Here is an 18,713-nt window from a genome sequence, read left to right as displayed (position 1 = left end):
GATGAGGATTCGCGAGATCAACGTCACGCCGGTCGCCTTCCGCGACCCGCCGCTGCTCAACGCCGCCGGCGTCCACGAGCCGTGGGCGCTGCGCACGGTCGTCGAGGTCGTCACCGACGAGGGGCTGACCGGCCTCGGGGAGACCTACGGCGACCTCGACCACCTCGTGCGGGTGCGGGCCGCCGCCGAGGCGCTGATCGGCCACGACGTCTACGGCCACAACGCGATGTACGCCACCGTGGCCGGTCTCGTCGGGGCCGACGTCGTCACCGACCTGCACGGCCTGACCGGCACCTCCTCGCGGGCCAAGACCGTCGACCGGATCTTCTCCCCCTTCGAGGTCGCCTGCCTGGACATCCGCGGCAAGGCGGCCGGCCGGCCCGTCGTCGACCTGCTCGGCGGCAGGGTGCGCGACGCCGTGCCGTACAGCGCCTACCTCTTCTACAAGTGGGCGGGCCATCCGGGCGCGCCGGACGACGGCTTCGGCGCCGCACTCGACCCCGAGGGGGTGGTCGAGCAGGCCCGCCTGCTGATCGGCCGGTACGGCTTCCGCTCGATCAAGCTCAAGGGCGGCGTGTTCCCGCCCGAGCAGGAGGTCGAGGCGATCCGCGCGCTGCACGAGGCCTTCCCGGAGCATCCGCTGCGCCTCGACCCCAACGCCGTCTGGAGCGTGGAGACCTCGATCCGGGTGGGCCGCGAGCTCGACGGCGTCCTCGAATACCTGGAGGACCCGACCGAGGGCATCGAGAACATGGCGCGGGTCGCCGCCGAGGTGCCGATGCCGCTCGCCACGAACATGTGCGTCGTCACTCCCGAGCACATCCCGCCGGCCGTACGACAGGGAGCCATCGGCGTGCTGCTCACCGACCACCACTACTGGGGCGGTCTGGTGCGCTCGGCGCACATCGCCACGCTGTGCGAGACCTTCGGCATCGAGCTGTCCATGCACTCCAACTCCCACCTCGGCATCAGCCTCGCCGCGATGACCCACCTGGCCGCCGCCACCCCGGCGGTCACGCACGCCTGCGACACCCACACGCCCTGGCAGGACGGCCAGGACGTGGTCGCGCCATCTTCGGGCGGTAAAGGCGCGCTGCGGTTCGTGGACGGCGCCGTCCCGGTGCCGGACGGCCCGGGGCTCGGAGTGGAACTCGACCGCGACGCCCTCGCAATCATGAACGAGCAGTATGAGAAGTGCGGGGTCCGCTCCCGTGACGACACGACGTACATGAGGTCCGTCGACCCGTCCTTCTCCGCACGGAGGCCACGCTGGTGAACGTCATCTACGCCTACCCCTGGGACATCGTCGGCGACCCCGGCGCCGCCGCACGCCTCAAGGCGCTCGGCGTCGACGCCGTGGCGCTCGCCGCGTCCTACCACACCACCCGCGCCGCGACCCCCGCCCATCCGGCCCACCGGCTGGTCGAGGCGCGGCACGCGGCCTGCTACGTGCCCGTACGCGAGGAGGCGTGGAAGGGCAACCGGCTCGTGCCGGGAACGCCGTCGTGGATGGACTCCGCCGACCCGTTCGGGGAGGCCAGGGACGCCGTGCGCGCCGCCGGCCTGCCGGTCCAGGCGTGGACCGTGCTGACCCACAACACGCTGCTCGGCTCGGCCAACCCCGACCTGGTCGTCACCAACGCCTTCGGCGAGATCTACCCGTACGCGCTGTGCCCGGCGGCGTCCGACGTGCGCGACTACTGCCGCACGCTGGTCCACGAGGTCGTCGAGGTGGGCGACCCCGACGCGCTGATCCTGGAGGCGTGCGGCGCGCTCGGGTTCCGCCACGGCGGCCACCACGAGAAGACCGACGGCGCGGACTGGTCGCCCGCGCAGATCGCGCTGCTGTCGCTGTGCTTCTGTGCGGCCTGCGTACGCTGCTACGAGGCCGCCGGGCTGGACGTCGCCGAGGTACGCGCGCGGGTGCGGGCGGGCGTGGACGGCGCGCCGGGCTCGGTCGAGGACGCGCTCGGCGACCTGGCCGGCGCGATGCGCGACCTGCGCACCGGTCTCGCGGGCGAACTGCGCGACCTGCTGCTGGCCGAGGCCAGGGCCCTGCGGCCGGACCTGAAGATCGCCCTGCACGCCAACGCCGACCCGTGGGCGACCGGCCCGTTCGCGACCGTGCCCGCGGGGGTGGACGTGGACCTGCTCGTCGGCAACTGCTGGAACGCCCCCGAGGTGGACGAGGCCGGGCTGCGTGCCCTGGGCCGGCTCGGTCCCCGCGTGGGCGCGTACGTGCTGGCCCTGCCCCCGCGCCCGGCGGACGGCGGGGCGCTGTCGTTCCTGGCCGAGGCCTACACGGCGGCCGGCGCCGCCGAGATCCACTGGTATCACGGCGGCCTCGCCTCCGCCGCCCGGCTGAAGGCGATCACGGAGGCGATCCGCCGCTGAGCCGCACAGTGCCGCATCGCTCTCGCACAGGGCCGCGCAGGGCCGGACGATGCGGGACAATCATGGGCATGCGGTTCGGCATCCTCGGCCCGACGGAGGCGCGGCCCGACGGCGACCGCCCGGTCCCCGTCGGCGGGCCGGGGCTGCGCGCGCTGCTCGGCCTGCTGCTGCTCAACGCGGGGAAGATCGTCACCACCGACCGCCTGATCGACGGCCTGTACGGCGCCGAGCCTCCGTCCGGAGCGGACAACGCGCTGCAGGCCCAGGTGTCGCGGCTGCGCCGGCACCTCGCCGGCCCTGGCAACCTGGGCGACCTGGTCGTGCGGGAACCGGCGGGTTACCGGCTCGCGGTGGACCCGGACGACGTGGACGCCTCACGCTTCGAACGGCTGGCGGCAGAGGGGCGGCGGGCGCTCGACGCGGGCGACCCGGCCCGGGCCGCCAATCTCCTCGACGCCGCGCTCGCGCTGTGGCGCGGGCCGGCGCTCGCGGACGTGCCCGACGCGCCGTTCGCGCCCGCCCAGGCGGCCCGGCTGGAGGAGCTGCGCCTGTCGGCGGCCGAGGACCTCGCCGAGGCGGCCCTGGCCCTCGGCAGGCACCGCGACGTGCTGCCCGAACTGCAGGAACGGGTCGCCGCGCACCCGCTGCGGGAGCGCTCGCGCGGGCAGCTCATGCGCGCGCTCTACGCGGCGGGCCGCCCGGCGGAGGCGTTGTCCGTCTTCGAGGACGCCCGGCGGGTGCTCGCCGACGAGCTGGGCGCCGACCCGTCGGCCGAGCTGTCCGCGATCCACCTCGCGGTGCTGCGCTCCGATCCGGCCCTCGCTCCCGCCTCCGCCGCGCCCGGCGGGCGGCCCGTCCCGCTCACCTCTCTCGTGGGCCGCGCCGCCGAGCTGGAGCGCATCGACGCGCTGCTCACCGAGGCGCGGCTGGTGACGCTCACCGGCCCGGGCGGCACCGGGAAGACCCGGCTGGCGATCGAGGCGGCGGCCCGGTGGCCGGGCGAGGTCTGCCTCGTGGAACTGGCCCCGCTCACCGACGGCGCCGACGTGCCGCAGGCCGTGCTCGGCGCGCTCGGGCTGCGCGAGACCGCCGTGGCCATCCCCGCTCCCGGGACGCGGCAGGGCGCCGCCGATCCCGTCGCCCGCCTGGTGGCGGCCCTGACCCTGCGGCCGGTGCTGCTCGTGCTCGACAACTGCGAGCACGTCGTGGAGGAGGCGGCCCGGCTCGCCGACCGGCTGCTCGCGGCGTGCCCCGCCCTGCGCGTGCTGGCCACCGGCAGGGAGGCGCTCGGCATCACCGGGGAGCGTCTGTGCCCGGTTCCCCCACTGCGGGTCCCGCCGCCCGCTGGGGATCCCGCTGGAGATCCCGCCGTCGAGGGCGCGCTCGCCTACCCGGCCGTACGGCTGTTCGTCGAGCGGGCGGCCGCCGTACGGCCCGGCTTCGTTCTCGCGCCCGGCGACGTCGAGCACGTGCTGCGGATCTGCCGGGCGCTGGACGGGCTGCCGCTCGCCGTCGAACTGGCCGCCGCGCGGCTGCGCTCGCTGCCCCTGGCCCAGATCGCCGCCCGTCTCGGAACCGGCGATTCCGAGCCGGAGGGCGACGCGCCCCGCTTCGCGCTGCTGTCGCGCGGCAGCCGTACGGCGCAGCCGCGCCACCGGACGCTGCGCGCGGTCGTCGAGTGGAGCTGGGACCTGCTCGACGAGCCGGAACGCGCGCTCGCGCGGCGGCTGACGGTCTTCGCGGGGGGCGCGACGCTGGAGGCGGCCGAGCGGGTGTGCGGCCTGCCCGACACCGACGGGGTGCTCGCCTCCCTGGTGGACAAGTCCCTCGTCGAGGTGGTGGACGACCGCTACCGGATGCTGGAGACGATCCGCGCGTTCTGCGCGGAACGGCTGGCCGAGGCCGGCGAGAGCGAGTCCATGCGGAAGGCCCACCTCGCGTACGTCCTGGACCTGGCCGCCAAGGCCGACCCCCACCTGCGCGGGCCCGGCCAGATCGAGTGGCTGCGCCGGATGGACGGCGAGCGCGACAACCTGCAGGCCGCGCTGCGCCGCGCCGTACGCGCGGGCGACGTGGCCTCCGCGCTGCGGCTGCTGTCGGCCGCGACCGGCTACTGGCTGCTCCGCGGACTGCGCGGCGAGGCCGCCCGGCTGGCCGCCGAACTGCTGGGCGGGGTCGGCGCCACGCCGCCCGAGGGGCTGGAGGAGGAGCACGTCGTGTGCGCCTGCCTCGTGGCCTGGGGCGGGACGAGCAGCCCCGTCGTGGACGCGCTCGTGGCCGAGGCCGTCCGCCGGACCTACACCCTGCCCATGCCACCCCGCCAGCCGTTCCTCCTCGTGCTGCACGCGATGATCAGCGGTCCTCCCGCCAGGGAGGAGCTCCACCGGCTGGAGGACCTGTTCCGCGTGTTCGACCGCGACCCGTGGACGCGGATGCTCAGCCGGTTCAGCCTCTCCTACCTCAAGGCCTTCGACGGCCGGCTCGACGAGGCCGAGCAGGAGCTCACCGGCGCGCTCCGGGAGGCCCGCGCCGCCGGGGACGTCTGGCTGCGGGTGATGATGCTGTCCGCCATGGCGGACGTCGCCGACCGGCGGGGAGATCTCGAACGCGTCGAGGCGCTGACCAACGAGGCGCTCGACCTGTCCGAGCGGCTGGGCGCCACGGCGGACCTCGCCGAGACCCTCTGCCGCCGCGCCTGGGCCCGGATGCGCTCCGGACACTCGGACGCCGCGAGGGCCGACTTCGAGCGGGGCGCCGAGCTGTCCCGGCGCACGGGCGCCCCGGAGATCCTCGCGACGGCGCTCCTCGGGCTCGGCGAACTCGCCCGGCTCGGCGGCGACCTGCCCCGGGCCCGCCGGTGGTACGAGGCGGCCCTGGCGGAGTGCACGGCCGAATGGTTCACCGCCGAGGAGACGCGCTCGCGCGTCTACCTCGCGCTCGGCTGGGCCGCGCAGATGTCGGGCGAGGCCGCCGAGGCGCTGGCCTGGCACCGCCGTGCCCTCACCACCGGGCTCGGCACCCGCAGCCTCGTCATGACCGCCGCGGTCGCGGAGGGAGTCGCCGGCGTCGCGCTGCTTGAGGAGGCCCCCGAGCGGGCCGCCTGGCTGCTGGGCATCGGCGCCGCCCTGCGCGGAGCCCCGGCCGCCGGCGACCCGGACGTCGCCCGGATCGAGGCGCGCTGCCGGAGCGCCCTCGGCGACGGCGCCTTCGACCGGGCGTACGCCGAGGCCGGGGCGTTCACGCGGGAGCGGGTGCCGGTCACGGCGGAGATCAGGACGGGCACGGAGGCGGCGGCGCTGACCGTCATCGAAAGGCACCTGTCAGCGCTCGGTGGGTGAGCCGTCAGCGTCCGCGCGCACGCTGACGGCCATGAACGACACCTCCCGGAAGTGGGGCACGCTGGCCGTCGCGTGCGCGGCCGTGCTCCTGCTGTCCCTCGACCTCACCGTGCTGCACCTCGCCCTGCCGAAGCTGGGCGAGGACCTCGCGCCCTCGGCCACCCAGATGCTGTGGATCGCCGACATCTACGGCTTCGCGCTGGCCGCGCTGCTGGTCACGATGGGCAACCTCGGCGACCGCATCGGGCGCAGGCGGCTGCTGCTCGCCGGCCTGGCCGCCTTCGGCGCGGCCTCGGCCCTGACGGCGTACGCGCCGAACGCCCCACTGCTGATCGCCGCCCGGGCCCTGCTCGGGGTCGCCGGGGCCACCGTCATGCCTTCGACGCTGTCGCTGGTCCGCAACGTGTTCACCGACCCGAAGCAGCGGACCACCGCGGTCGGCATCTGGAGCAGCGTGTCGGCGGTCGGGTTCGCCCTCGGCCCCATCGTCGGCGGCCTGCTGCTCGACCACTTCTGGTGGGGCTCGGTCTTCCTGATCAACGTGCCCGTCGTCGTAGTCGTCCTGGCCGCCGGGCTCGTCGTGCTGCCCGAGTCGCGCAACCCCCGTCCCGGACGGCTCGACCTCGTCAGCGTCCCGCTGTCCGCCGTGGGCGTGCTCGGCCTGATCTACGCGCTGAAGGAGGCCGCGACCGGCGGCGTCGCGCAGGCCCGCGTGATCGTCGCGGCGGTGGTCGCGGTCGCCGCGCTGGTCGTGTTCGTCCGCAGGCAGACCCGGCTGGCCGAGCCGCTGATCGATGTGGCGCTGTTCCGGCGGCGCGCGTTCGCGGCCACGGTCGGCGCCGAACTGGTCGCGGTCTTCGCGATGCTCGCCATGTCGGTGGTCTTCGCGCAGTACTTCCAGCTCGTCATGGGCTGGTCGCCGCTGACCGCCGGGCTCGCCGGCATGCCGGGCGGCCTCGCCGGGGGCCTCGGCGGCGCGCTGTCCGGGGTGCTCGTGCACCGGTGGGGCCGCGGGCCGGTCGTCAGCCTCGGACTGGTGCTGACCGCGATCGGGTTCATCCTGTTCAGCCGGATCGATACCGGGACGCCCTACCTCTACATGCTCGTCGCCATGCTCATCCAGGGCGTCGGCATGGGCTTCACGTTCGCGGTGACCGGCGACACGCTGCTCGCCTCGGTGCCCAAGGAGCGCGCCGGCGCGGCGAGCGCGATCTCGGAGACCGCCCACGAGATGGGCGGCGCGCTCGGCATCGCCGTGCTCGGCACCGTGCTGACCAGCGCCTACCGCAACGGCCTGGTGCTTCCGCCCGGGCTGTCCCATGGCGCGGCGGCCGAGGCCCGCGACACGCTCGCGGGCGCGCTGAAGGCCGCCGCCGCGCTCCCGGGCGACGCCGCGGGGGCCGTCGCCCGGGCCGCGCGGCAGGCGTTCGTCGAGGGCATCCACGTCACCGTGCTGACCGGCGCGGCGATCCTGCTCGTGCTCGCGGTCGCCGTGCCGTTCGCGCTGCGCGGCGTGCCCAAGGTGATCCCGGAGACCGTGGACGAGCCCGAGCCGGTCCCGGTCAAGTGATCCCCGGTCATGTGACCTGGGACAGCCAGCGGTCGTGGGCGCCGCCGAACGGGCCGGTACGCGCGCCCACGGCCTCCATCAGCCAGGCGGCCGACCGCTCCGCCTGACGGATGATCTCCTCCGGGTACGCGTACCGCACCTGATGCTCGGCGAACTCGTCCTCGTCGTCCAGGATCAGCCGGCCGTCGCGCATCCGGAGCACGTCGAGATCGAGATCGACCATCGTGATCCGGGCGTCGCCGCGCACGGGGACCGTCGTGATGTCACAGTAGATCTCCGCCTTGCGCGGCGGCGCGTTGAACGCCGCCGTCCACCACGCGTCGCGGGGAAACAGGATGACGGACGCGAACTCGAAGACCGTCGGGGGCTCGTGCCCCCGCTGGGCGATCATCCCGGAGGGACAGCCGACCCAGACTCCGTGCTCGTCCTCGCCCAGCACGCGCGCGTGGTGGTGCCAGTGCAGCGATCCGCCGTACTTGCGGTAGATGATCCTCATCTCGGACACGGGCGGGACGCTACGCCACGCCCGTCTCCGAGTACAACGGGATTGTTCCCTAGACCTCGACGACCACCGGGATGATCATCGGGCGACGCCGGTAGGTGTCGCTCACCCAGCGGCCCACCGTACGCCGGATGGTCCGGCGGATCTGCATCTCATCGGCCACCCCCGACGCGGCGACCTCCTGCAGCGCGGCCTCGATCTGCGGGACGACCGCGTCGAACGCGTCGGGGTCGATGCCCGAACCGCGGGCGGTGATCTCCGGTCCGCCGGTGAGCTTCCCGGTGGTGGAGTCCACCACCACGACGATGGAGATGAACCCCTCGTCGCCCAGGATCCGCCGGTCCTTGAGCGCCACGTCGGTGATGTCGCCCACCGAGGTGCCGTCCACGAAGACGTACCCGCACGGGACCGCGCCGGTGATCCTCGCCTGGCCGTCGACGAGGTCCACGACCACGCCGTCCTCGGCGATCACGATGTTCTCCGTGGGCACGCCGGTCAGCTCGGCCAGCCGGGCGTGCGCCCGCAGGTGCCGCCACTCCCCGTGCACGGGCATGAAGTTGGACGGCTTGGTGAGGTTGAGCACGTACAGCAGCTCGCCCGCGGCGGCGTGGCCGGAGACGTGCACCCGCGCGTTGCCCTTGTGGACCACGCGCGCGCCCCAGCGGTTGAGGCCGTTGATGACCTTGCTGACCGCCGTCTCGTTGCCCGGCACGAGCGACGAGGCGAGCAGGACCGTGTCGCCCTCGGCGATCCTGATGGGGTGGTCGCGGTTGGCCATGCGCGACAGCGCCGCCATGGGCTCGCCCTGGGAGCCGGTGCAGATCAGCACCACGTCCTCCGGCGGCCACTCCTCGATCTCCCGGGAGTCCACGAGCAGGCCCCCGGGCACCTTCAGGTAGCCGAGTTCGCGCGCCACGCCCATGTTGCGCACCATCGACCTGCCGATGAGCGCGACCTTGCGGCCGTGCTTCTCGGCCGCGTCCATGATCTGCTGGACGCGGTGGATGTGCGAGGCGAAGCTCGCCACGATGATCCGCTTGGACGCGCTGCGGAAGACGTCGTCGATGACCGGCGCGATCTCCCGCTCGCTGGTGACGAAGCCCGGCACCTCCGAGTTGGTGGAGTCGGACATCAGCAGGTCGACGCCCTCGGCCCCGAGCCGGGCGAACGCCCCGAGGTCGGTCAGCCGCCCGTCCAGCGGAAGCTGGTCCATCTTGAAGTCGCCGGTGTGCAGGACGAGGCCCGCCGGGGTGCGGATCGCCACGGCCAGCGCGTCGGGGATCGAGTGGTTGACCGAGACGAACTCGCACTCGAACGGCCCGAACGAGCGCCGCTCGCCCTCGATCACCTCGACCTTGACCGGCTGCATCCGGTGCTCGGTCAGCTTGCTCTCGATGAGCCCGAGCGTCAGCCGCGAGCCGACGACCGGGATGTCGCGCCGCTCCCGCAGCAGGTACGGCACCGCGCCGATGTGGTCCTCGTGCGCGTGCGTGAGCACGAGCGCCTCGATGTCGTCGAGCCGCCCCCGTATGTAGTCGAAGTCGGGCAGGATGAGATCGACGCCCGGCTGGTCGGGCTCGGGGAACAGCACGCCGCAGTCCACCACGAGCAGACGGCCGTCGTACTCGAAGACCGCCATGTTGCGGCCGATCTCGCCGAGACCCCCCAGCGCGACGATGCGCAGGCCGTTCTCCGGCAGCGGCGGGGGTGGCCCGAGTTCGGGATGCGGGTGACTCATTCCGCGCCCTCCGCCCCGCGCTCGTCCTGGGGTCCCTCGCAGTGCGCGCTCACGCGCGGTTCCCTATCGTCGTTTCTTCTGTTCAACTCGCTCATTCGGCTCCATCTGTTGATCTAATCCGCAAGCTTGAGGCCCCCCGTGATGAGGTCCTCCCGAAGCGCTGTGATCTGCTCCTCCGTGGCGTCCACGAGCGGCGGCCGGACGTACCCGGCGTCCTGGCCCACCAGCTTCAACGCCGCCTTGACCATGATCGCCCCCTGGGTGCGCGTCATGATCGCCGAGACCACCGGAAGGAGCTGACGGTGGAGGGCCAGTGCGTTCTCGACGTCACCGGACCGGTAGGAGTCGGCCATCGAGGCCAACTCGGCGCCCACCACGTGGCCCACCACGCTGACGTACCCCGCCGCGCCGACCGAGAGCCACGGCAGGTTCAGCAGGTCGTCGCCGGAGTAGAAGACGAGGTCGGTGGAGGCCATCACCTGCGAGCCCGCGAACAGGTCGCCCTTGGCGTCCTTGACGGCGGCGATGCGCGGATGCTCGGCCAGCCGGAACAGGGTCTCGATCGTGATGGGCACCCCGGCGCGGCCGGGAATGTCGTACAGCATCACCGGAAGGCCGGTCGCGTCCGCGACGGCGGTGAAGTGCCGGAGCAGACCCTCCTGCGGCGGTTTGTTGTAGTAAGGGGTCACCACCAGGAGACCGTGCGCGCCCGCGCGTTCGGCGGCCTTGGCCAGCTCCACACTGTGCCGCGTGTCGTTGGTGCCGGCGCCGGCCACGACGGTGGCCCGGTCGCCCACGGCCTCGACGACCGCGCGGAGGATGCGGTCCTTCTCCTCGTCGGAGGTGGTGGGGGACTCCCCCGTGGTGCCGCTGACCACCAGACCGTCGTTGCGCTGCTCGTCCACGAGATAGGCGGCGAGCCGCTGGACGCCCTCGTAGTCGACGGCGCCGTCAGAGGTGAACGGCGTGACCATCGCGGTCAGCGTGCGGCCGAAGGGGGCGTCGGAGGTTCCAGTAGGCGATGCCATAGACCGAACGGTACCCGGATCCGCAGGAGTGATGGACCTCGCCACCCCGTTATGTCCAGTACCGCCCCGCGGGCGCCGCCGGCAGCGGAAGAGGCCGCCGATATGTGCTCGGGGGTACACACATCAGCGACCTCTAACCGGGAATCGCCGCTCCTTACGCGGACGTTACACACCGCTGGCGAAATTTTTCCGGAACGCCGCGAACAGCGGCTTCTGCACCCCTGGGGTGCGGATCAGTGGACCTCCCCCGAGAGGAGCTTCACCCACAGCTCCTCCATCCGCGCGGCGACGAGCCGCTCGGTCTCGCGGATCTCCACCTTCTTGCCCCGTGTCGTCCGCCGGATGAACAGCAGTCCGCCCGCCGCGCACAGCTCGTAGATCGTCGCCTTGCACTCACACGTGTGGCGGCGCACCCGTACGCGATCGCTGCGGTTGGTGGGCTTCATCCAGTTGATCCTCCTGTGCCCGTCTCTGGGAGGGCTGGCATGGATGCCGTGATAGGGCGGCGGGAGGGGAATATCAGCACCTGGCCGCTTAGCGGCACAATCACCCATTAGCAGCCCTTTCACCAGGCAAAGTTGGAGTCACAGGCCATCTCCGTCACTCTCGGTCGCCCGGCGAATACGCCAAGATTTGGAGGACCCGTCACCCCCTCAGGGATGGATTGATGGCAAACTCTGATCCGGTCTACCTGCGCGTAGTCGAGGACATTCGCCGCCAGATCGTCGACGGCACGCTCCCCCCGGGCGCACCGATCCCCTCGCGGCACCAGATCACCCGGAAGTACAGCGTCGGAGAGACGGCCGCCCGCCACGCGCTGCGCGTGCTCGCCCAGGAGGGCCTCATCATCGGCCGGGTGGGCTCCGGGCACCGGGTGCGGGAGAAACCGATCCTGCTCCCGCTCCACCGCAGCCGCCTCCCCGAACCGCACGCCGCCTTCGCCAGCGACATGCAGGCGGGCGGGCGACAACCGAGCTGGAGCTGGCGCAGCGAACTCGCCGACGCCCCTCCCGACATCGCCCACCGGTTGCGCGTCGGAGAATGCAGCCCGGTGATCAGGACCCGCTACGTCTTCCGCGGGGACGGCCGCCCGGTGCAGCTGCTCACCTCGTACGAACCGGTCGAGCCAGGGCAGAGCCAGGCGCCCGAGGAGGGCACGTACGAACGCAGGAGCGCGGCCTTCCGGCTCGCGGCGAGCGGCCTGCCGCTCACCGAGATCAGCGAGACCGTGCTCATCCGTGTCCCCCAGCCGACCGAGAGCGACCTGCTCGAGCTTCCCGCCGGCGTCCAGGTGCTCCAGATCGAGCGCACGTACTGGGCCGGGGAGCGTCCGGTGGAGACCAGCGACGCCGTGGTGCCCGGCGACCGATTCCGGCTGGTCTACGGCATTCCCAGCCCCCTCTGACTGTCGGTGCCCACTGGTACAACCGATCCGGATCCCCCATCCGGAGGTGCCGATGCGCGTCAAGGACATGCCCCTGGCCGACCAGCCGCGTGAGCGGCTCCTGGCGTCAGGAGCCGCGGCGCTCGCCGACAGGGAGCTGCTCGCCCTGCTGCTCGGCTCGGGCAGCAGGGGCGTGAGCGCCGTCGAACTCGCCTCCCAGGTCATCGCCCACTGCGGCGACCTCGGCGAGCTGGCCCGCTCCGAGGCCCATCGGCTGCTCGCCGTCCCCGGCGTGGGCCCCGCCAAGGCCGCCCGTGTGGCGGCCGCGTTCCATCTCGTACGACGGGCCCAGGCGGAGCCGGAGCGAAGCCGGATCACCTGCTCGGCCGACATCGCTTCGGCTGCCGCTCCCCTGCTGCACGGGCAGCCGCGCGAGCGGCTGGTCGTGGTCGTCTGCGACGGCCGCGGCGCCGTGCTGCGCAGGACCGTGGTCACCGAGGGCGGCAGCGACCACACCCCCGCGCCCGTCCGCGACATCGTCACGACCGTCCTCCTCTCCGGCGGGGCCGCCTTCGGCCTCGCCCACAACCACCCGAGCGGATCGCTCGACCCCAGCCCCGCCGACGTCGAGGTCACGGCCCGCCTCCACGAGGCCGCCGACACCGTCGGCCTCCGCTTCCTCGACCACGTGATCGTCACCGACACCGCCTGGCGTCGGATCACGGCTGACGATCAGCCTGACTAGCTGTAGACCATATTAGCTATAGAGGTCTACTACTCCTATACATCGCGGCATAGGTTGTCTGCTTTGTAGGTAGACGTCCGGTTTCGTCTATCATTCCTTCATGATTGATCGCGACGGTCCGGTGCCGATCTACAAACAGATCGCCGAGATCATCCGTGAGCAGATCGATCACGGCGAGCTGGAGCCGGGAGACGCCGTTCCGAGCGAGACCGAACTGGAAGCGGAATACGGCATCGCCCGCCTCACAGCACGACGCGTCACCCGGGAACTCCGCGAGCAGGGCCTAGTCTACACCGTCCAAGGCGAAGGAACATTCGTCGGCCAGCCGGGCACTCCACGGTCAGCCGAACGGACGCCCGTCTACCAACGAATAGCGGCCGAGATCCTGGAGCAGATCCGCAGCGGAGATCTCGTGCCCAATCGGCGCATCCCGCCGGAGAAGGCACTGATGAAGCAGTACGGCGTCGCCAAAGCCACCGCCCGCAACGCCGTGGATTTCCTTCGTAAGCAGGGATGGGTGTTCACCGTCCCGCATCGTGGCACGTACGTATCGCCGCAAGAGGACTGGCCGGAGAGCTGACTTATCCACAGCTTGCTCGCCGAGACGATCGCGGGACCGCCGTAATACCTACAGTGAGCTCGTGCTGGACCACGACGGCGACACCCACCTCTACCTTCAAATTGCCACGATCCTGCGGGAGCGAATCCAACGACTGCAGCCGGGTGCGCTCATGCCCAGCGAGACCGGCATACAGTGCGAGTTCGGCGTCGCGCGGACCACCGCTCGACGGGCGGTCAGAGCGTTACGTAATGAAGGTCTCGTATACACGGTGCAGGGCCAAGGCACCTTCGTCGGGCGGCCGGGTGAGGCCCCCCGGGAAGCGCAGAGAACGCCGCTGTATCGGGAGATCGCCGACGACGTCATCGGCCGCATCCGACGCGGCGAGATCTCACCACGCAGGCCGGTCCCCAGCGAGACCATGATGACGCAGTCGTACGGAGTGGCCAGGATGACCGTACGTCAGGCCATGGCCACCTTGCGGGCCGAAGGCTGGGTCTACACCGTCCCGCATCGTGGCACCTACGTCTCTCCACAGGAGAACTGGCCGGAGGACTGAGTTGCCCACAGTGCCACCGCACCCGACGCCAGGGCTGGATCCGGCGCCTACCGCGATTGACGCATGGGCGCGGACCCTTCCGGATGGAATCTGCCCATAGAACGGCGCAGCTCCATACGTCCTGGGGCGGCGGCCTGCGGCGAACTGATCACCGTACTCGACATCCTCGACACGGGCTACCGATCCGGCCGCGACCCGGACGCGCTCGATCCTTACCTGCACAACCTGCGCTTCAACATAGACGAGCAGAAGCCTGGGGAGTCTGCGGTCGATCCGCGCGAGAGTTTCACCTCCGCGCTGACCGCAATCGGCAGGGTGGTCGGTCGCGAGATCGACAAGGAATGGCTGGACTCCACGCACACCTCCTACACCGTGCGAGCGGACGAGCCCGACTGGTGAAAGCTGGACAGCCCGGCGACGCGCCGAGCGATACGTCCTGCGGATGACGAGGGTACGGCGGGCATCGCGGAGCGCACATCGAGCTGTCAGACGACCGGTTTCATACGCCTATTTGCGTATGCGCACGGCCATCCGGGGGCGGATGCTGGAGCAGCCTGTGCCTGCGAGGCTCCGGGCTATGCACAGGCGAACGGCATGGGTGGTCCTCATCGTCGCGGTCATCGCGACTTCGGTGCTCGTCTATCCCTACCTGGGCCTCGATGTCGACGACAGCCGCCTCGACGTGCGCGACAGCCTCCACTACTACGTTCTGGTGGGCCATATAGGGACCGCCGCGGTCGCGCTCGTGCTCGGCTCCCTGCAGTTCATGCCCGCAGTGCGGGCGCGCAGGCGGATCCACCGGACACTTGGCCGCGCCTATCTCCTCGCCGGGGTGCTGCCGTCCGCGGTGGCCACGATCCCGGTCGCGCTGTGGTCGGGCCGCCTCATGACGCAGATCGGCCTCACGACCGCCGCCGTCCTGTGGCTGATCACCGGCGGCCTCGCGTACCGGGCCGCCCGCCGGCGCGACTTCGCCGCCCACCGCGACTGGATGACGCGCAACTACGCGCTGACGTTCCTCGCGGTCACCGCGCGCATCCTCGTGCCCCTGCTCCTGCTTGTCCAGCTCCCCTTCCGCGGGGCCGACCCGGGATCGATGGGAGAACTCGCGACCTCGATGATCCCGATCGGCCAGACGCTGGGCTGGGTCGTCAACCTGGTCGTGGTCGAGAGCGTCATCAGGCGGCGCCGACGCCTGCCCGAAGCCCGTCTGCGGGACGCATGACCTCCGGAGGCCGTCCGCGCCTACCTTCCGCCGCCGACCGGAGTCTGATCGAGCGCGGGTGTGGACGCTTCGCGCGCGGAGACGAGGACGTCGAGGATGGCACGCGTCTGCGACCAGGGGACCGGGCTGGGAGCGCCTGCGATCATCGCGAGGAACGCCTCGATGACGCCCTCGTAGCCGAGGTCGCGGGCCGGCGTGGCACCGCCCTCGATGAGGATGGATTCGCTGCCGTCGCGCCGGTGGAGCACGACCTCGTACGACTCCCCCTCCGACGCGCCGAGAACCTCGACCGTTCCCGGGATGCCGTTCGCCCAGCGCATCGCGAGCACGCCCGTGTCCTCCGATCTCAGCCCCTCGTACGCGCGGATCGACCCGGCGGCGCCCACGAGCCGGACGTCGGGGCCGAGCAGCGCGACGAGCAGCTCCACCCCGTGCAGGCCCATGGTCACCAGCGTCCCGCCGCCCTCACCGGGAGTGTCCTGCCAGGGGTTGTAGCCCGTGGCCCACAGGCCCACGTCGTGGCGTACGGTCGCCCGCACCGCGAGCACCTCGGCGAGGTCGGCCTTGGCGCTGGTGAACCGCGGGGCGAAGCGCAGGACAGACGTGGACATGACCCGGTCGGCGACCGGCGTGACCAGCCGGTCCACCGCGTCGAGCTGGGCGCGCGTGGCCGCGGCCGGTTTGTTGACGAAGCAGGGCGCGTCCGTGCCGAGCACGGCCGCGAGCGCCTCGGGCACCTGAGGCCCCGGCACGGTCAGCACGACGCCGTCCGGGCGGGTGGCGAGCAGGCCTGTCAGGCTGTCGGCCACCGTCGCCCGCGGGTGCTCGTCCGCGGGATCGGGCTCCCAGACCACCAGGTCGGCGTGGCGCCCGAGGCTGCGGGCGTCGGCGTACGGATGGCTGGTGGCCAGACCGGCCAGGGCGACGAGCACGGGACTCAGGATAGAGGACGTGTTACGACCGGTATCGGTGGTTTCGGGCGGGCTTTCACGGGACGTAACGCTCCTGCCCGAAACCTGACCTACCGACAGGCTCAGCCGATGAGGGCCATCGCCTTGTCGCTCAGGCCCGCCGGGGCGGTCTTCGGGTTGCCGGCCGCGAAGGGCGGCTGCGGGTCGTACTCGATCGCGAGCTGCACGGCCTGCGCCGTCTCCTCGTCCTGCATAGTGGCCAGCAGGGTCAGGGCCATGTCGATGCCGGAGGACACCCCCGCCGCCGTCACGATCTTGCCGTCGATCACCACGCGCTCGCTGACCGGCTCGGCGCCGAATCCGGCGAGCTGGTCGAGCCATCCCCAGTGGGTCGTCGCCCTGCGGCCCTTCAACAGCCCCGCCGCGCCCAGCAGGAACGAGCCGCTGCACACCGAGGTCGTCCACCGGGTGCGCTCGTGGGCCCGTGCGATCCAGCCCAGCAGCTCCGCGTCGGACAGCGCCTGGATCGTCCCGGGTCCTCCGGGCACGACGACCACGTCCGGCGCGGGCAGGTCCTCGTACGAGGCGGTGGCCGCGAGGCTGAGGCTCCCCCGGTCGTCGAGCACCGGCCCGGGCTCGGCCGCGACGAACGTGACCGTGCAGCCCGGCGCGAAGGCCAGCACCGTGTACGGCCCGACGGCGTCGAGCGCGGTGAACCGGGGATAGAGGGGGATGGCGATGTTCATGATCTGCTGCCTTCCTTCGATCGGAACCGGCGGCGGTAGTCGCCGGGTGAGACGCGCCAGTGGCGGCGGAAGACCCGGTAGAGGGTCTCGGGGGCACCGAGTCCCGACTCCCTGGCCACCCTGTCCAGGGGGTGGCCGGTGGTCTCCAGCAGCCGCCGGGCGGCGTCGGCCCTGCTGCGTTCGACATACCTGCCGGGGGAGACTCCGGTCTGCTCGGTGAAGACGCGGGAGAAGTGCCGTTCGCTCATCCCCGCCCGCCGGGCGAGCGCGGGCACGCTCAGGTCCTCGGCCGGGTTGGCGTCGATGAACGCCTGGATCTCGCGCAGCGGCTCGGCTCGTGGGACGGCGGCACGCATGGGGGCGCTGAACTGGCTCTGCCCGCCCGGACGGTGCAGGTACACCACGAGTCCGCGGGCGACGTTCCGCGCGAGCGTGTGGCCGTGGTCGTCGGCCACGAGCGCAAGGGCGAGATCCACTCCCGAGCTGACCCCGGCCGAGGTCCAGACGTCCCCGTCGCGGATGTAGATGGGATCGGCGTCCACCTCGACGTCCGGATAGCGGTCGGCCATCTCGCGGGCGACCAGCCAGTGGGTGGTCGCGCGCCTGCCGCCCAGCAGCCCGGACTCCGCGAGGAGGAAGCTCCCGTTGCAGACGGAGGCGACGCGCCGGGCCCCGGCCGCCAGCCGGGCGATGCCCGCGACCAGCTCACGATCGCGCAGGTGTCCCGGCACCGACAGCCCGCCCACGACCAGCAGCGTGTCGATCGGCCCCGCGACCTCGCCCAGCGGAGTCTCCACGAGGGTCGTGATCCCGTTCTGCGCCGGTACGGCCCCGGCGCGCACGGCCGTCACCTCGACCCGGTAGCCGGGCTCGGGCACGAGCAGATTCGCCGTGGTGAAGACGTCGGCCGGTCCGGCGAGGTCGAACATCTGGAAGCCATCGAAGATCACGATGACCACGCGTCGCTGCATGCCCTCAATGCTTCCGAGCATGGCTTCATGGCGTCAACGACACGGATATTGCACATTACGCCATCAGCGCGAGCATCAGCCCGGCCGGACGCCCGGCGACGAAGCGCTTGTTAGATTTGAACCAGGTCTCTGCGGCGCCGCCGAGCGCCAAGGAGGTGGCCAGGACGATGCCGAGCGCTCGAGAACTCAAAGACAGGCTCTTCGCCGCGATCAACAGTCACGACCTCTACGACGTGCTGGACTGTTACGCGCCCAATGCCGTGTATGTCAGCCCGGCGGGCATCGCGGAGGGCCGTGAGCAGATCGCCTGGACCTACGAGGACCTCTGCAAGGTCTTCCCCGACATCTGCTACACCGCCTGGTACAAGGCCCCCTGTGAGGACCCCGCCTTCACCGAGTACACGATGACCGGCACGCACATGGGCCCGCTCCTGCTGCCGGACGGCCGAGTGGCAGCCCCAACGGGCCGTCGTATAACGGTCCGGGGCAGCTGTGCCTGCGCGGTCGAGAACGGCAAGATCATTACTGATCGGGACTACTACGACCAACTGGAGCTCTACTCCCAGCTCGGCATCCGCCTCGAACCGCCGCCGGCCCCCTGATGTGGGCCGGCCGTCGTACGGCCTCAGGCGCCCAGTAGCTGGGCCACGACGACGACGTTGCCATACAGGTCGGCGAAGTGCAGGGAGCGACTGTCGGGGTCCTCGCGTTCGTCCCAGACCCGTACGCCGTGGTCGCGCAGCCGCTTGGCGACCACGGCGAGGTCGGCGGTGTAGAGGACGAGCAGCGGCTGCCCGCCGGTCTGCCAGCCGACGAGCTCGCGCTGCCGCTCGGAGGTGATCGGCATCAGCCACAGCCCCACCCCCTCCTGTCCGGGCAGGCCGATGTGCAGGAAGCGGTAGCCGCCCGCCACGTAGTCGTGCAGGACGGCGAAGCCGAGGACGTCGCGGTAGAAGGCCAGCGCCTCGTCGGGGTCGTCGACGAGCACCACCATGCGGCCGATCGCGGAGAAGAGAGCGTCATCCGTGGTCATGGCCGAACCC

20 protein-coding genes are annotated in these 18,713 nt (G+C 71.8%); 11 read left to right on the top strand and 9 right to left on the bottom strand.

Going from position 1 to position 18,713, the window contains the following annotated elements; all coding sequences use genetic code 11:
* The first annotated feature begins 1 nt into the window (after position 1).
* From Msi02_RS36440 to Msi02_RS36425, 4 genes are all read left to right on the top strand, one after another.
* A complete protein-coding gene (locus tag Msi02_RS36440; protein WP_204052354.1) occupies positions 2–1,276 on the top strand; it encodes a glucarate dehydratase family protein in 1,275 nt (424 codons plus the stop codon).
* The gene (locus Msi02_RS36435; RefSeq protein WP_204052353.1) at positions 1,273–2,394 is read left to right on the top strand and encodes a hypothetical protein; all 1,122 of its coding nucleotides are present in this window, start codon (positions 1,273–1,275) and stop codon (positions 2,392–2,394) included. The genes Msi02_RS36440 and Msi02_RS36435 overlap by 4 nt, the downstream gene beginning before the upstream one ends.
* A 68-nt stretch (positions 2,395–2,462) precedes the next feature.
* Positions 2,463–5,732: an ATP-binding protein gene (locus Msi02_RS36430; protein ID WP_204052352.1), complete on the top strand. Its 3,270-nt coding sequence runs from the start codon at positions 2,463–2,465 to the stop codon at positions 5,730–5,732.
* 31 nt (positions 5,733–5,763) lie between these two features.
* On the top strand, positions 5,764–7,302 hold the full coding sequence (locus Msi02_RS36425; protein WP_204052351.1) for a DHA2 family efflux MFS transporter permease subunit: 1,539 nt from the start codon (positions 5,764–5,766) through the stop codon (positions 7,300–7,302).
* 7 nt (positions 7,303–7,309) lie between these two features.
* Here Msi02_RS36425 and Msi02_RS36420 read toward each other — a convergent pair whose 3' ends face one another.
* The 4 genes from Msi02_RS36420 to Msi02_RS36405 form a co-directional block, all read right to left on the bottom strand.
* A complete protein-coding gene (locus Msi02_RS36420; RefSeq protein ID WP_204052378.1) occupies positions 7,310–7,798 on the bottom strand; it encodes a DUF402 domain-containing protein in 489 nt (162 codons plus the stop codon).
* A 58-nt stretch (positions 7,799–7,856) separates the two neighbouring features.
* Positions 7,857–9,542, bottom strand: a complete 1,686-nt coding sequence (locus tag Msi02_RS36415; protein WP_079315736.1) for a ribonuclease J — start codon at positions 9,540–9,542, stop codon at positions 7,857–7,859.
* A gap of 113 nt (positions 9,543–9,655) precedes the next feature.
* Complete coding sequence (dapA, locus tag Msi02_RS36410) at positions 9,656–10,570, bottom strand: 4-hydroxy-tetrahydrodipicolinate synthase (RefSeq protein ID WP_079315737.1); 915 nt, start codon at positions 10,568–10,570, stop codon at positions 9,656–9,658.
* Between the two features lie 233 nt (positions 10,571–10,803).
* Positions 10,804–11,016, bottom strand: a complete 213-nt coding sequence (locus tag Msi02_RS36405; RefSeq protein WP_239109074.1) for a hypothetical protein — start codon at positions 11,014–11,016, stop codon at positions 10,804–10,806.
* Positions 11,017–11,237: 221 nt separating this feature from the next.
* On the opposite strand from Msi02_RS36405, the gene Msi02_RS36400 reads away from it, so the two are divergent.
* From Msi02_RS36400 to Msi02_RS36375, 6 genes are all read left to right on the top strand, one after another.
* Positions 11,238–11,975 (top strand): GntR family transcriptional regulator, encoded by a 738-nt coding sequence (locus Msi02_RS36400; protein ID WP_079315738.1) that lies wholly within the window; start codon positions 11,238–11,240, stop codon positions 11,973–11,975.
* A 52-nt stretch (positions 11,976–12,027) separates the two neighbouring features.
* Positions 12,028–12,699, top strand: a complete 672-nt coding sequence (locus Msi02_RS36395) for a JAB domain-containing protein (protein WP_204052350.1) — start codon at positions 12,028–12,030, stop codon at positions 12,697–12,699.
* A gap of 100 nt (positions 12,700–12,799) precedes the next feature.
* Complete coding sequence (locus Msi02_RS36390) at positions 12,800–13,279, top strand: GntR family transcriptional regulator (RefSeq protein ID WP_204052349.1); 480 nt, start codon at positions 12,800–12,802, stop codon at positions 13,277–13,279.
* A gap of 61 nt (positions 13,280–13,340) precedes the next feature.
* Positions 13,341–13,817, top strand: a complete 477-nt coding sequence (locus Msi02_RS36385; RefSeq protein WP_204052348.1) for a GntR family transcriptional regulator — start codon at positions 13,341–13,343, stop codon at positions 13,815–13,817.
* Positions 13,818–13,880: 63 nt separating this feature from the next.
* Complete coding sequence (locus Msi02_RS36380; RefSeq protein ID WP_204052347.1) at positions 13,881–14,216, top strand: hypothetical protein; 336 nt, start codon at positions 13,881–13,883, stop codon at positions 14,214–14,216.
* Between the two features lie 178 nt (positions 14,217–14,394).
* A complete protein-coding gene (locus Msi02_RS36375; RefSeq protein WP_239109073.1) occupies positions 14,395–15,042 on the top strand; it encodes a DUF2306 domain-containing protein in 648 nt (215 codons plus the stop codon).
* 20 nt (positions 15,043–15,062) lie between these two features.
* On the opposite strand, the gene Msi02_RS36370 is transcribed toward Msi02_RS36375, so the two are convergent.
* The 4 genes from Msi02_RS36370 to Msi02_RS44135 form a co-directional block, all read right to left on the bottom strand.
* Positions 15,063–15,974 (bottom strand): Gfo/Idh/MocA family protein, encoded by a 912-nt coding sequence (locus Msi02_RS36370; RefSeq protein WP_204052346.1) that lies wholly within the window; start codon positions 15,972–15,974, stop codon positions 15,063–15,065.
* 101 nt (positions 15,975–16,075) lie between these two features.
* On the bottom strand, positions 16,076–16,699 hold the full coding sequence (locus Msi02_RS36365; protein WP_204052345.1) for a DJ-1/PfpI family protein: 624 nt from the start codon (positions 16,697–16,699) through the stop codon (positions 16,076–16,078).
* The gene (locus tag Msi02_RS36360; protein WP_204052344.1) at positions 16,696–17,670 is read right to left on the bottom strand and encodes a GlxA family transcriptional regulator; all 975 of its coding nucleotides are present in this window, start codon (positions 17,668–17,670) and stop codon (positions 16,696–16,698) included. The genes Msi02_RS36365 and Msi02_RS36360 overlap by 4 nt, the downstream gene beginning before the upstream one ends.
* A 55-nt stretch (positions 17,671–17,725) precedes the next feature.
* Entirely contained in the window at positions 17,726–17,860 is a 135-nt protein-coding gene (locus Msi02_RS44135; RefSeq protein ID WP_275414207.1) for a hypothetical protein, read from the bottom strand.
* On the opposite strand from Msi02_RS44135, the gene Msi02_RS36355 reads away from it, so the two are divergent.
* Positions 17,838–18,272, top strand: a complete 435-nt coding sequence (locus tag Msi02_RS36355; RefSeq protein ID WP_204052343.1) for an ester cyclase — start codon at positions 17,838–17,840, stop codon at positions 18,270–18,272. The two genes, Msi02_RS44135 and Msi02_RS36355, sit on opposite strands and share 23 nt — an antisense overlap.
* Before the next feature lie 23 nt (positions 18,273–18,295).
* On the opposite strand, the gene Msi02_RS36350 is transcribed toward Msi02_RS36355, so the two are convergent.
* On the bottom strand, positions 18,296–18,713 hold a 418-nt coding region (locus Msi02_RS36350; protein WP_204052342.1), incomplete at its 5' end, for a VOC family protein.

Source organism: Microbispora siamensis (assembly GCF_016863095.1).
In the GTDB taxonomy this organism is placed as follows: domain Bacteria; phylum Actinomycetota; class Actinomycetes; order Streptosporangiales; family Streptosporangiaceae; genus Microbispora; species Microbispora siamensis.
This window is presented reverse-complemented; position numbering and strand designations above follow the sequence as displayed.